The sequence below is a fragment of the Haladaptatus sp. ZSTT2 genome (genome assembly GCF_037081775.1).
Classification (GTDB): Archaea; Halobacteriota; Halobacteria; order Halobacteriales; family Halococcaceae; genus QDMS2.
In genome coordinates this window covers 953,099-965,705 of record NZ_JBAMHQ010000001.1, presented here as the reverse complement: position 1 = coordinate 965,705, position 12,607 = coordinate 953,099, and the positions used below count along the sequence as shown (strand labels likewise).

17 protein-coding genes are annotated in these 12,607 nt (G+C 60.9%); 7 read left to right on the top strand and 10 right to left on the bottom strand.

The features are described from left to right. Nucleotide 1: 1 nt before the first annotated feature. The 4 genes from V5N13_RS05375 to V5N13_RS05360 all read right to left on the bottom strand — a co-directional run bounded on the left by V5N13_RS05375 (nucleotide 2) and on the right by V5N13_RS05360 (nucleotide 3,764). Complete coding sequence (locus V5N13_RS05375; protein ID WP_336359919.1) at nucleotides 2-436, bottom strand: ester cyclase; 435 nt, start codon at nucleotides 434-436, stop codon at nucleotides 2-4. A gap of 91 nt (nucleotides 437-527) precedes the next feature. After that, nucleotides 528-1,079, bottom strand: a complete 552-nt coding sequence (locus V5N13_RS05370; RefSeq protein WP_336359918.1) for a carboxymuconolactone decarboxylase family protein — start codon at nucleotides 1,077-1,079, stop codon at nucleotides 528-530. A 39-nt stretch (nucleotides 1,080-1,118) separates the two neighbouring features. After that, nucleotides 1,119-2,531, bottom strand: a complete 1,413-nt coding sequence (locus V5N13_RS05365; RefSeq protein WP_336359917.1) for a carotenoid oxygenase family protein — start codon at nucleotides 2,529-2,531, stop codon at nucleotides 1,119-1,121. 42 nt (nucleotides 2,532-2,573) lie between these two features. After that, on the bottom strand, nucleotides 2,574-3,764 hold the full coding sequence (locus V5N13_RS05360; RefSeq protein WP_336359916.1) for a redox-regulated ATPase YchF: 1,191 nt from the start codon (nucleotides 3,762-3,764) through the stop codon (nucleotides 2,574-2,576). Nucleotides 3,765-3,888: 124 nt separating this feature from the next. Between V5N13_RS05360 and V5N13_RS05355 the strand changes: the two genes are divergently transcribed. Beyond that, nucleotides 3,889-4,323, top strand: a complete 435-nt coding sequence (locus tag V5N13_RS05355; protein WP_336359915.1) for a PaaI family thioesterase — start codon at nucleotides 3,889-3,891, stop codon at nucleotides 4,321-4,323. On the opposite strand, the gene V5N13_RS05350 is transcribed toward V5N13_RS05355, so the two are convergent. After that, on the bottom strand, nucleotides 4,324-4,755 hold the full coding sequence (locus V5N13_RS05350; RefSeq protein ID WP_336359914.1) for a universal stress protein: 432 nt from the start codon (nucleotides 4,753-4,755) through the stop codon (nucleotides 4,324-4,326). It abuts the gene before it with no gap. Nucleotides 4,756-4,796: 41 nt separating this feature from the next. Further along, nucleotides 4,797-5,513 carry a fumarylacetoacetate hydrolase family protein gene (locus tag V5N13_RS05345; protein WP_336359913.1) on the bottom strand — a complete coding sequence of 239 codons (717 nt, stop codon included), beginning with the start codon at nucleotides 5,511-5,513 and terminating at the stop codon, nucleotides 4,797-4,799. A gap of 99 nt (nucleotides 5,514-5,612) precedes the next feature. Here V5N13_RS05345 and V5N13_RS05340 point away from each other — a divergent pair, with 99 nt between their 5' ends. After that, complete coding sequence (locus tag V5N13_RS05340) at nucleotides 5,613-6,131, top strand: gamma carbonic anhydrase family protein (protein WP_332899819.1); 519 nt, start codon at nucleotides 5,613-5,615, stop codon at nucleotides 6,129-6,131. Here V5N13_RS05340 and V5N13_RS05335 read toward each other — a convergent pair. Further along, on the bottom strand, nucleotides 6,128-6,583 hold the full coding sequence (locus V5N13_RS05335; protein ID WP_336359912.1) for a pyridoxamine 5'-phosphate oxidase family protein: 456 nt from the start codon (nucleotides 6,581-6,583) through the stop codon (nucleotides 6,128-6,130). The two genes, V5N13_RS05340 and V5N13_RS05335, sit on opposite strands and share 4 nt — an antisense overlap. Next, nucleotides 6,580-7,290 carry an SOS response-associated peptidase gene (locus tag V5N13_RS05330; protein WP_336359911.1) on the bottom strand — a complete coding sequence of 237 codons (711 nt, stop codon included), beginning with the start codon at nucleotides 7,288-7,290 and terminating at the stop codon, nucleotides 6,580-6,582. The genes V5N13_RS05335 and V5N13_RS05330 overlap by 4 nt, the downstream gene beginning before the upstream one ends. A 104-nt stretch (nucleotides 7,291-7,394) precedes the next feature. On the opposite strand from V5N13_RS05330, the gene V5N13_RS05325 reads away from it, so the two are divergent. From V5N13_RS05325 to V5N13_RS05310, 4 genes are all read left to right on the top strand, one after another. Then, entirely contained in the window at nucleotides 7,395-8,078 is a 684-nt protein-coding gene (locus tag V5N13_RS05325; RefSeq protein ID WP_336359910.1) for a DsbA family protein, read from the top strand. Next, the gene (locus tag V5N13_RS05320) at nucleotides 8,075-8,665 is read left to right on the top strand and encodes a hypothetical protein (protein ID WP_336359909.1); all 591 of its coding nucleotides are present in this window, start codon (nucleotides 8,075-8,077) and stop codon (nucleotides 8,663-8,665) included. The genes V5N13_RS05325 and V5N13_RS05320 overlap by 4 nt, the downstream gene beginning before the upstream one ends. Before the next feature lie 50 nt (nucleotides 8,666-8,715). Next, nucleotides 8,716-9,099 carry a hypothetical protein gene (locus V5N13_RS05315; protein ID WP_336359908.1) on the top strand — a complete coding sequence of 128 codons (384 nt, stop codon included), beginning with the start codon at nucleotides 8,716-8,718 and terminating at the stop codon, nucleotides 9,097-9,099. Between the two features lie 77 nt (nucleotides 9,100-9,176). Further along, nucleotides 9,177-10,397: an ornithine cyclodeaminase gene (locus V5N13_RS05310; protein ID WP_336359907.1), complete on the top strand. Its 1,221-nt coding sequence runs from the start codon at nucleotides 9,177-9,179 to the stop codon at nucleotides 10,395-10,397. Here V5N13_RS05310 and V5N13_RS05305 read toward each other — a convergent pair. Next, the gene (locus V5N13_RS05305) at nucleotides 10,394-10,666 is read right to left on the bottom strand and encodes a DUF7553 family protein (protein ID WP_336359906.1); all 273 of its coding nucleotides are present in this window, start codon (nucleotides 10,664-10,666) and stop codon (nucleotides 10,394-10,396) included. The two genes, V5N13_RS05310 and V5N13_RS05305, sit on opposite strands and share 4 nt — an antisense overlap. Nucleotides 10,667-10,707: 41 nt before the next feature. Then, entirely contained in the window at nucleotides 10,708-11,106 is a 399-nt protein-coding gene (locus V5N13_RS05300; protein ID WP_336359905.1) for a universal stress protein, read from the bottom strand. A 160-nt stretch (nucleotides 11,107-11,266) separates the two neighbouring features. Here V5N13_RS05300 and V5N13_RS05295 point away from each other — a divergent pair, with 160 nt between their 5' ends. Further along, the gene (locus tag V5N13_RS05295) at nucleotides 11,267-12,577 is read left to right on the top strand and encodes a phosphoribosylamine--glycine ligase (protein ID WP_336359904.1); all 1,311 of its coding nucleotides are present in this window, start codon (nucleotides 11,267-11,269) and stop codon (nucleotides 12,575-12,577) included. Nucleotides 12,578-12,607: the final 30 nt, after the last annotated feature.

Sequence of the window (12,607 nt, the reverse complement as noted above, 5' to 3'; positions counted from 1 at the left end):
CTCACAGCTCCGGCTCGCTGACGAGCCCGAGTTGGCGATACAGGTGGAGGTAGTCCGCCTGCATCCACGTCTCTTGTAGCTTTCCTGATTCGAAGCGGTCGATTGTGATACCGGACATCTCCGTTTCGCCACCCGTCGGTGACGGGCCGCCGCGGACGATGTCTCTCGGGGTGTGGACTGTCCATCGTGTTACGACCGTGTCGTCCGTTGCGACCTGGTCGTGGATGTCGTACCAGAGCGTGCCAATCGTCTCACCGAAGTACTCTCTGAGCCCGGCCGGGCCAACCACTTCGCCGTCGTGGCCGCCAAAGCCGTGGCCTCTGAAGTCGGGGGCGACGACTTCGTCTATCACATCCTCACCACGCATCAGATAGTCGGTGAACAGCCGCAAACTGAGGCTACGATTGCGCTGCTCGGGGGAAATTTCCGGTGCCATCGTTCACCACCGCCTGCCACCGCGACACACGGTGACAGAGGGTAGGGCGGGTGGCACAAAAATTCGCATTCACACTGCGCCGTACAGTCTGTCAGGCTGTCGTATCGAGGTTTTTGAGATCCCATCCGACGAATTCGCCTTCGACTTCGATGTCGAGGGCGTCGATGGTTCGCGCGAGGGCGAGGTACTCGCCTGCGAGCATGGTGATGCCGACGACTGCACTGTCGTCGAAGAATTCTGCCAACTGCTCGTGAACTGCGTCATCGACGGCGCCGTCTACGTAGGCGGTGACGTACGAATAGAGCGCGGCGTCTTCGGGCGACAGTGCGTCGAGGGTACCCGTGTTGATTGCGTGCAGGTCTGCTGTGGTGAGCCCTGCATCGAGGCCGAGTTCGACGTGTTGGTGCCACTCGTAAGCGTTGTCCGTGGCGCGAGCGACGGTGAGGATGACGAACTCTGCGCCACGATTGTCGAGTCCGGCCTCCGTCCAGAGCACTCCCGCAGACTTCGTGAGGGTGGCGAGGGCGGCCGGGTTGTTCGCGAGCGCCCGGAACACGTTTAGCGGCCCGAGGCTGGTCTCCTCGATGAGCGCCGCGGCGTCCGGAGAAAGGTTGTCAAAATCGAGATACGGAACGCGAGCCATGTGGCTGTCTTGGCTCCCGTCACGATAACTGTTCGCCGGTTACCAGACGTGGTCGAAAAACGCGCCGTGAAAATCAAAGGGCAAGACGTGGGGAAGCGGCGCTCTGGCGAGTTCGCTGAACGTCTCGCCGTCTAACACGAGCAGCGACGACTGCTCGCCTGCGGTGTCGAGAATCACCGAGAGCACTACCCCATCGTCTTCGCGCTCCCCGGCCGGTCTCGGAACGAAGACGGGTTCGCCACAGAACGTCTCTTGGGCCGTCCAGATTGCGCTCGACCCCGACTCCACGTCGGCTTTGACGAGGTAGTTCGAAAAGCCGTCGCCGTCCATGACGCTTCCTTGCCCGTAGACGTAGCGGTGGGGCTGTCTGCGGACGGTCGGTGCGATGGTTGGCAACTCCATCGCAATCTCGGACAGCGGCTCACACTCGACCCGTTCTGTGCCAGCAGTCGGCAGCGTGTAGCGTCTGAGTTCGCCAACGAGTCCTTTGAACTCGCCGCGTTCGAGCCGGTCGAGATAGAGGCCGTCGATGATGTCGGGATTGGGGTAGGCCACGAGGTCTACGACGATGTGTCCCTCGCGCTCGAAGGCGTTTACGTGGTGAAACGTGAAAAATGACGGCGCCCGAGGGGTGGCGACGACGCGGCCGTTTTCGCGGTCGATGATGATAAATCGCGTCTCGTCGGTGCCGTCCCAAGTGAAGTGTTCGATGAAGCCGTCGTTGCCGAGTTTCAGGAAACTGAGCGGGTTCACCGTAAACGGCGCTTCCGTGAGGATGACGTAACGGTCGGTGAGGCCGATGCTGTGAATGTACGCCGGACGCGAAACGCTGACCGATGCGATTTCCTCACGGCAGAGGCTCCCGTCCGCCACGCGATAGACGATGTATGTACTCGGCTTGCCAAACTTCGTGAGCAGGCCAATCGTCTCTTCTCGCGCGGTGTCATGGTGGACGTGGGCGGTCATGACGTGGCCCGACAGTTCGTCATCGAAGGCGACCGCTTCGCGCGTTGCTAAGGTTTCTGGGTCGAACGCGATGGCGCGCGGGACTTCGGTGAGCGCGACCATGCGCGAGCCGAGTTCCACCACGGTGACGTTGGCGTTGTCTGTCGTCTCCGGGACGATAATCGACTTGAGTTTCGCGAGAAAGCCCGTCGTTGACGCGGAGGCGAACTCGCCCGGCCCGAGGTGCCCCTGCTTGCGCGCCTTGTACGTCTCGGTGCGGAGAAAGCGATTCGCATACGTGACAGTACCGTCGTCAAACGTGAACTTCCTGATCATCGCCAACCCGTCGAACCAGTGGGTGACGCGCCCGTCACCGAGTTCGAAGTGGGCCGGGCCGTTTCGGATGAGCGTTCCCCTGAGCCAGTCGGGTATCGCACCCACGATGAGCAGCGACGCTTCGGATCGCTCCTCTGTGAGCGACGAAAATCCCCGCCCATACCCGTTCATACCGGTGTTCCGCGGGGAACGACGATAAGCGTATTCTACGCGTCAGTTCGTCGAGATAATCTCGATAACGTCGCGGTGGGACAACTCGCGGTCTGCGCCGACTTGGCGCTTCGACCGGCAGTCGATGGCGTGGAGGAAGCCGTCGCCGATGTCGGTGTGGAGGTGGTAGGCGAAGTCCTCTGCGGTGGCGTAGTCGGGGAGGAGGAAACAGTCGCGGAACTTGCCTTTCTCGTCCCACTTGCCGTTTGCCGTGCCGGGGAAGATGGCTTTCACGGAGAGCTCTGAGAACAGCGCGGCTTCGAGCGCCTGCTGGACACCCGTGCCGTCGTGGGCCTGCATGAACTCCCGAATCTGCTCTAAGCCCTTCTCCTGTTCTGCGGAGATGTCTTTGAGAATCTCGAAGTCGGCTTCGCCGGGGCGATAGGAGACGACGTCCTGTTCGTCCGCCTTCTTGAGCGCCTTCTCTGCGTGGGCGCTCGCGGGGATGATGGTCAGGTGCTCGTACTCGGGATCTGCCGTGATTTCCTCGTAGTTCGCTTGCGCTTCCGGCGTGTCCATCTTGTTCGCCGCGATGATGATGGGCTTGGTCACCTTCCGAATCTCGCGGGCGAGTTGCTCGCGGTCGTCTGCGTCCCACTCGTCGGGGTCGAGGGCTAAATCACAGCGGAGGATGATTTGCTTGAGTTCGTCCTTGTTCGTGCGGAACGCGGACATCTGCTCTGCGAGTTCGACCTCGATTTTCAGCTCCTCTGCCTGATACTTGCCGTTGTAGCGCTCGATACCCTTCTCCAAAATTTCTAAATACCACATGTCGAGTTCGTTCTCCAAGAACTCGATGTCGTCGCGAGGGTCGTGACCCTCGGTTGGCTCGCCTTCTGCGTCCGTCTTCCCCGAAAAATCCACGATGTGGATGAGCACGTCGGCTTCGTTCAGGTCGGTCAGAAACTGGTTGCCGAGGCCCTTGCCCTCGTGTGCGCCGGGAATCAGGCCCGCAACGTCCACGAGTTTCGTCGGGACAAAGCGCATGCCGTGGTCGCAGTAGCCCGTTGTCGGGGTACACTCCTCTTCGAAGTCAGGTGCCGCACACTCGACGCGGGCGTAGGCCTCGCCCACGCTCGGGTCGATGGTTGTAAACGGGTAAGCCCCCTCCGGGACGTCGTTCATCGTGGCCGCATTGAAAAAACTCGACTTGCCGACAGAGGGTTTGCCGACAAGGCCGATTTTGTAGCTCATTGCCGCTCCTTGCCCCAACGGCGGGTAAAGCGTTTTGTTCCGAAAACGCCGTGCGCAGCGCTGTCACAGCACCGCCGCCTGCCGAAACCCTGTGAGTTATGCTGACACCCCTCTCAGTTTTCCCATGCCCAACACCGCCCACTTTCGCAAGCTCGAACGGATGTACGCAGCCGCCCCGTGCAACGAGTACTACGAACCCGAAATCGATATCGAGGAGGGCAAAGCGACGCTTACGATGCCGGTCAAAGAAGACCAGTTCCACGCCGCACACGCCGTCCACGGGTCGAGCTACTTCAAAGCCTTAGACGACGCTGCCTTCTTCGCGGTCAACTCGCTCGTCGAAGACGTGTTCGTCCTCACCTCCCAGTTCAACCTCTATCTCACCCGGCCCATCACCGAGGGCTGGATGGAGGCCGTCGGTGAAGTCGTCCACGAGAGCGGGAGTCAGTTCATCGCAGACGCAGTCGTGAGAGACAGCGACGGGAACGTCATCGCTCGCGGGACGGGGAACTTCGTAAAGAGCCGTATCGCGCTGGACGAGGATGTGGGGTATCGCTAATCATCCCTCTGGGTTCCCTACGACGAGCACCGGTACGGATGCCTCGCGGACGATACGGTCGGTGACGCTCCCGAGGATGAGCCGCGAGAGCCCTTCTCGTCCCTGTCCGAGTACGATGAGGTCGATGTCGTTTTCGTCTGCGTACGTCAAAATCGCCTCCCGCGGGTCGTCGTGGACGAGTGTCGTGACAGTGGTCACGCCAGCATCCTCTGCGCGCACCTCCGCGTCTTCGAGGGCCGCCGCCCCTTCTGCTTCGAGGTCTTCGCGGAACTTTTCGAGGTTCGGTTCTTCCAACAAATCGAGTCCGCGAACCTCGACGGCGAACAGCACGTGGAGGCTTGCGCCGTACGTGTTTGCCAGATCAATCGCGTGCTCGACCGCCGCCTCGGTTCCCTCGTGTCCGTCTACCGGGAGTAAAATGTGTTGGTACATACGCCACCCTGCGTACCTGTTGGATGGCTACGGTAATGAACCTATGACGATTCGACCGTATTTCGTAGCGTGCCGATGCCCTCGTACCAGATTTCGATTTCGTCGCCGGGTTCGAGGCCGCCCGGATTCGCCGGACTGCCAAAGGAGATGACGTCGCCGGGTTTGAACGTAAAGCGCTCTGAGAGGAACGCGACGATGTCGAGCGGGTCGAACAGCATGTTCTCGGTGTGGTCTTTTTGGCGGGTCTCGCCGTTGATTTTCGTCTCCATCGCCAGATTCGCGGGGTCTACGTCGGTGGCAATCACGGGACCGAGGGGCGCAGAGCCGTCGAACGCTTTGCGCGCCGTCCGCCGCGGCTGGTCGAGCGCGTCTAAGTCGTTTAAGATGGTGTAGCCGTGGACCACGTCCGGCACCTCGGCTGCGGTAATCTCGTGACACTCCTCACCGATGACGGCGGCCAGTTCGCCTGCGTACGTCAGGTCGTCCGTGAAACTCGGATACGGAATCGGTTGTTCAGGGTGATGTAGCGAGACGGCGGGCTTGATGAAGAAGTCGGGTTCGTCCGGGATTTCGTAGGACATCTGCTCGATTTTCTTCGCGTAGTTGCGCCCGACACAGTAGAAGGTCGATGGCTCACTCGGCGCGAGCAGGGTCGCGTCTTCGCCGACCTCGTAGGCGGTCTCGTTGTGCATGACGACGCCGTCGTCGTACTCGCCGGTAACCACCCCGTCGGGGGTTCGAACGCGGGCTAAGTGCATGCGCGAGAAGTCTCAGAGCGCTCGTTTACGTGTTATGCTTGCGGCCTAACTGGCCACATCGTGCGCAGTGTTATCACGTTAGCGCGCGTACATCTTTCCATGGGTGACCAACGGTACTACGAATTCGAGGGGATGCGACCGAACGTTCACGAACACGCCCACGTCAGCCGGGAATCGACGCTCATCGGTGACGTGACGGTCGAAGCCGACGCGAGCGTCTGGCCCGGCGTCATCCTGCGGGGCGATATCGGCCCAGTCCGCGTCGGCAAGGAGTCCCACATCGGGGACAACGCCGTGGTTCACGCGTCGAACATCGGCAACCGCGTCATGGTGGGTCACGGCGCGGTCATCAACGAGGCTACCGTCGAAGACGGCGCACTCGTCGGCTTCAACGCCGTGTTGAACGCAGGCGTCGTCGTCGGGGAAAAGACAATTGTCGCCTCCGGCTCCGTGGTTCCAGAGGAGTATCACATTCCGCCAGCGTCGTTCGCTCGCGGCGTGCCCGCCATTGTGACGCCGCTGTCTGAGACCACCATCGACCCGGAAACCATCTTCACCGACTACTCCTCAGGGGAGTACACGAATCTCGCAGAGCGCTACTCCGACCTGTTCGACTAGCCGGTTCGTCGGCCGGTCAACTCCATCACGCTCAACTCAAACAGCACAGGCTCCATTTCTTCTGGGGCTTCCCCGAAAATTCTGAGCGGGATGAACGCCTCGTTGATGTCTGCGTCCGGGTATGCCTCCTGTTCGTCTGCGTCCAACTCGCGGAGCGGGCCGCGGGCGATGATGCTCCACGAGGTGTCCGGCGGCTCGTAGTCGTAGCAGGTGAGACACGCAGACGCCGTTGTCTCGATGAACGACATTTTCTCGCTGTCGGCGTGGCGGCCAAGCCGGATGATGAAGCGCTCGCCGTCGTAGTGAAACGCCACCGGAATCGCGTAGGCGCTCCCGTCACGCGACAAGCCGAGGACGCCCGTGTTGGTATCTTTGAGGATTTCTTGTACGTCTTCGTCGGTCATCCCGTGGGTGTAGGTGTACTCGATGTGGTCGATGTGGTCACCCGTCATGCGGCGATGTCAACCTCCTCAATGAGTTCAGGACGGTCGTTTCCGGGGTTGTTGACCGCCGTCGAGACGGGGTAGGCACGCAGGTCGTCGCCCGGATACGGCTTGAGCAGGTCGTACACTTCTGCTGGGTCGCCGGTGAGCCACGCGGCTTCTGCCTCGGGTTCGAGGATGACGGCCATCCGGTTGTGGAGCGGTCGTATCACGTCGTTGGGTTCGGTCGTGATGATGGTAAAGCTTTCAACGGGTTCGACCGCGCCGTCGGGTTTCCCACCGCCGAAATCCCCGAAACCGGTCTGTTTCTGTGGCGGCTTCCAGCGCTCCCACAGCCCCGCCATCGCGAACGGGCGGTCGTCGTCGAACGCGACACGATAGGGCTGTTTGCCGGTGTCCGTCTTCGCCCACTCGTAGAAGCCGTCTGCGAGGACGAGACAGCGGCGCTGTTCGTAGGCGTCTGCAAAGCTTCGCTTCTCGCGGACGGTCTCTGCACGTGCGTTGATGAGGTTGTTCCCCACCTTCGCCTCCGACGCCCACGACGGAATCAGCCCCCAGCGGAGGGTGCGAATCTGGTCGCGGGCGGTGTTTTGAATCACGGGGAGGTTCTGGCTCGGCGCGGCGTTGTACCGAGGTCGAAAGCGGCGTTCGAAGCGGGCATCGAATCGTGCTTCGACCTCGTCAGGCGGCGTAAACAGGCTGTATCGCCCACACATGCCAGTACAAAGGCGTTCCAGTCGGTTAAACGCTCCCTGAATTTTGGTGTGAGTTTGGTGCAATTCCGCAAAACCACCATAAGCACCGCACCCGAACGAATGGTATGAATCGACGACGCTTCCTCGCGGGAACCGCCCTCACCGGGGTTGCTGCGCTCGCTGGCTGTCTCGGCGGCGCGAGCGACGCCGGGTCTCCGGAAACCGACGGCGAATCCACCACTACTGAAACGTCGAAGACCCACCCCGCGCTTGAGCACATCGACGCCCAGCCCATCCTTGGGTCGGTAGACCAAGAGGCGCTCATCGTCGCCTACGAAGACCCGTCGTGTCCGACGTGCCGCCGGTTTGAGCAGAACACGTTCCCCGAACTCAAAGCAACGCACATCGACACCGGAAACGTCGCGTTCGCGTTCAGGGTCTACCCCATCATCTACCCGTGGGGGAAGCCCGCCGTCCAAGCGCTCGAAGCCACCTACGCCCGCGACGAGGACGCCTTCTGGACGCTGAAAGACCACTACTATGCAGACCAGTCGTCGTTCGCGGAAGCGAATGTCCTTGAACGAACTGAACAGTTCCTCGCCGACGCGACCGACGTAGATGCGGCAGCCGTCGTCAGCGACGCCCGCGAGAAGGTGTACGACGACGCCGTGCAACTCGACCTAAGCTCCGGTAAAGCCGCCGGTGCGAGCGCCACGCCGACGTTCTACCTGTTCTTAGACGGCGAGTTCCAAACGCAGATACAAGGTGCCCAAGACGTGCGGGTGTTCGAAAACGCCCTCCAGCTATGAGCCGCGTCCGACTGCCGACCCGCGGGCGCGACTGGCGACTGATGGCGCGCACCGCCCGGCTCGTCGTCACCATTCCGCTCTACGCCGTCGTGACCTTCGTCGGCGCGTTTTTCGGTCTCACACTGTTCGTCTTCTCGCTCAACCCTGACCTCGTCGGCTTCGCGCTGTTCTCGGGAACCCTCCCACTCGAAAATCAACTTGCCTTGCTCTCGGGGCTGTACCCGTTCGTGAGCGACTCGTTCGACCTGCTCGTCGGCTCGATTCTCGTACTCATCGCGCTGCTGTTTGGCGTCGACATTGCGATGGTCACCTACCACCTGCGCGAACACGATCTCTCGGTGCGCCAGGGCAGTTCTGGGGTTGCGGGCCTCGTCCTCGGCACGCTCGGGGCGGGCTGTGCGGCGTGTGGCTCCGTGCTCATCGTCGGCTTGCTCTCGCTTTTCGGTATCTCCGTATCGCTCAGCTTCCTCCCGCTCGACGGCCTCGAATTCGCCCTCCTCGCGCTCGTCACGCTCCTGCTCTCTATCTACTGGATTGCAGAAGGCATGCGCGGCGGCGAGATAAACGGCTGCCCCGTGGACTTCTAGGGCGAGCATATATAAGTGATTGCGAACCAATCACATGGATAAGAGGGGTCATGAGTACGGAGCTTCCAACGTTCGAGATTCCACAACGCCCGCGACGCGAGTATTCGAGAGACAGCGGCGTCACCTTCGCGGGCCAGACCATCTTCACGCTCACGCCCGACCCCGAGCAGGAAGATAGCGACCTCAAGACGCTGTTGGTCTCCATCCTCGACGACGACCCGTACACCTACGGCGACTGGTTCGACCTGCCGATGCCGCTGTTTCTCGTCTACGACCGCGAGACGGGCGACGTGTTCCGGGTCGCCATTCGCGCGGGTGCAGTGGAGTTTCACGTGCTCCCCGCGACCGAACCGCCGGGCTTGCAGGCGCTCTACCAGCGCCTCCTCGCGGGCGCTGCGTGCTCGTGGTCGGTCGAGTGTCGGTTGGCCGAGTGAGCCAGCAGGGTGTGGCATACGAGTGCAGTAGATAGTATCCCACAACCGTCTTATCGCCCCATCACCGAGGTGTTTTCATGAGCGTTTCGAGCGAAGTCGAACTTGAGGGCCACATCATCGACTCGGGGATGATGCAGGCGTGTTTCGGCATCATCATGGACTTCAACGGCTGGTTCAACGTCGAGGAGTTCGACATTGGTCGCCAGAAGACGGACGAATCCTACGCCCGACTAACGGTGTCTGCGGAAACCGAAGCAGACTTAGACCGTATCCTGCACGAACTCCACCAGTCGGGGGCAAACCCGTCTGACGTGCGCGATGTGGAACTCGACCCCGCCCCCCGCGACCAGGTCGTCCCGATTGGATTTTACTCAACGACCAACCACCCGACGTGGGTCCGCTACGAGGGCGAGTGGCTCGCCGTCGAAGACATCGAGATGGACTGTGCGGTCGTCATCGACACCGACGACAATCGCGCCTACACGAAGGTACTCAATGCCATCGAAGAAGGCGACCTCGTCGTCACCGGCGACTCGGGCATCAAGGTCAAACCACCAGAGCGCCCCCGTGAGGCGGGCGGCGCGTTCGGCTTCATGCAAGGTGGCATCTCCTCTGAGCGCCCCTCGCAAACGACGATTTCGAACATCGCAGACGCAATGCAGAAAACGAAAGACGAAGGCGGGAAAATCCTCGCCGTCTGTGGCCCGGCGCTCCTCCACTCGGGCGCAGGCCCAGCGCTCGCAGAACTCGTCCGTGAAGGCTACATCGACGGCATCTCCGCGGGCAACGGATTCGCGGTTCACGACTTAGAGCGTGATTTGTACGGGACGTCGCTCGGGATGGACGTCGAAACCTTAGACCACCCTCGCAAGGGTCACAAACACCACATCTACACCATCTCGGAAATCATCCGGGCGGGCGGCATCGAAGCGGCCGTCGAGGAAGGACTCATCGACTCCGGTGTGATGTACGAGTGTGTCACGAACGACGTGCCGTTCGTCCTCGCCGGATCCATCCGCGACGACGGCCCGCTCCCCGACACCATCACCGACTCCATCGAAGCTCAGAACGCCATCCGCGAGCAGGCGCGGGATGCGGATATGGTGCTCATGCTCTCGACGCTGCTGCACTCGGTGGCCGTCGGCAACTGCCTGCCGTCCACGACGAAGGTCGTCTGCGTAGACATCAGCCCCGCGACCGTCACGCAACTGTTAGACCGCGGCAGCGCGCAGGCTATTGGGATGGTGACTGACATCGGGACGTTCGTCCCGATTCTCAAAGAAGAGTTACTGGCTTAAATTCCCGAAACCGTCGCGCGGAAGGCTTTGATTTCTTCGTGGGCTTGTTCGATGGCTTTTTTCTGGTCGTCGTCGACCTTCGCTTTGATTTCGTGGAGCGCGTTTTCGATACGGGCGAGACGGCCGTGGTCTGGGCCGCGCTCTTGGCTGGCGAATTTCCCAACCTGCTCTGCGATGCCGGACAGACGCTCTGCGAGGCTGTCGTCGTCTAAGCCCGCGGCGATTTCTGTGAGTTGGTCGCTTGCTGCTTGAAGATGCTCTCGGCTCATACCTACAGATAGGGTACAGACGACAAAAATGGTTTGTCTGTCTATTGGGAGAGTGGCACCGAAACCACGGGTCGACTCGCACTCAGGAGGATGTCCTGTGCGGTCGAGCCGAACACGACTTTCCCCGTCGGACTGCGCTTGCGGATACCGATGACGACTTCGTCAACGTCGTTTTCTTCGGCAAAATTCTTGATGTCGTCTGCGGGTGCGTTGCCGCGGACGAGCTGGTGGCTTTCGACGGTTACTGTGTCACCCAACGCCTCTTCTATGTACTCGATTGCGTCGCGTCCGGCGAACACGTCTTTATCGTCCGTGTCGTCGCCGCCGATGAGTGAGTTTATGGCGTACACTGTGTCGCCGTCAGTTGCGCGCCCTTCGAGGTACGAAACGAGTGCTTCGCTCGTGTTGACGTCGTTCGTGCCGACGAGAAATCGAACCATGTCAGAAAATTGGGTGTGAAGACCTTAAATGTGTCCGACCGGGTGGGTCCCTGGCTCGCACTTGCAGTCGGGGTCGTAGCACAGCCCCCCAGTCGCCTCTCCTCTGGTGAAATACCGACCCGGAGGGGGCTTTTTATTGGTGGCCTGAGTCGGCCTTCCTATGGACCCCAAGAACTTCTTGTTCTGCTCGCTCGATGCTGCCCTCATCGGGGATATTGCGTGGCAGGTGGCCGAGGAGGGCCACGACGTCAAGTACTACATCGAAACCGAAGACGACCGCGAAATCGCGGATGGGTTCGTCGAAAAAACCGACGACTGGGAGGCCGAAATCGACTGGGCGGACGTCATCATCTTCGACGATATTTGGGTCGGCTCTGAAGTGGGCACGGGGAAACTCGCAGAGGAGTTGCGCGAACAGGGGAAAGCCGTCGTCGGCGGCACGCAGAACACAGACCGCTTAGAAGACGACCGCGGCTACGCGATGGAGATACTCAGAGAACACGGCGTAAACACCATCCAACACCGCGAGTTCTCCGACTTCGACGCGGGCATCGAGTACATCAGGGAGAATCCTGGCCCGTACGTCATCAAACCGCTTGGCGAGGTACAGAACGTCAAACGCCTGCTCTACGTCGGCCGCGAAGACGACGGCAGCGACGTGGTGGACGTGCTTCGCGCCTACAAGAAGGCGTGGGGCCACCGGATGAAGGGTTTTCAGCTCCAGCGCCGCGTCTCGGGCGTCGAAATCGCCGTCTGTGGCTTTTTCAACGGCAACAAATTTGTCGAGCCAATCAACTTCAACTTCGAGCACAAGAAGCTGTTTCCGGGGAACATCGGCCCCTCGACGGGTGAGATGGGCACCTCGATGTTCTGGACGGGGCGGAACAAACTGTTCCGCGAAACCCTCGGTAAACTCGAAGACTGGCTTGCTGCGGAGGGGTACGTGGGAAGCATCGACATCAACTGCATCGTCAACAGTTCGGGCATCTACCCGCTCGAATTCACGCCGCGCTTTGGCTACCCCACCATCGTCCTCCAAGAAGAATCGTTCAAAACGCCGACCGGCGAGTTCTTCTACAAACTCGCACACGGCGATGACCCCGAGTTACAGGTACACAACGGCTACCAGATTGCGGTTCGCATCTGCGTGCCGCCGTTCCCGTTCGACGACGACAAGACCTTCGACGAAAACTCGCGCAACGCTGCCATCGTCTTCGAGACCGACGACCGCGACGGCATCCACATCGAGGACACGAAGAAGGTAAACGGCCAGTGGCGCGTCGCCGGAACCTCAGGAATCGCCATCATCGCCACCGGCAAGGGGCCGACGATGGCGAGAGCCCAGGAGAAAGCCTACGACCGCATCGAGAACATCATCATCCCGAACCTGTACTACCGCGACGACATCGGTCGCCGGTGGATTGAGGGCGACGGCGACCGTCTGCTCGCGTGGGGCTATCTCGGGCCGTAAACGAGTTCGACACCCACGAAAAAGAGCATT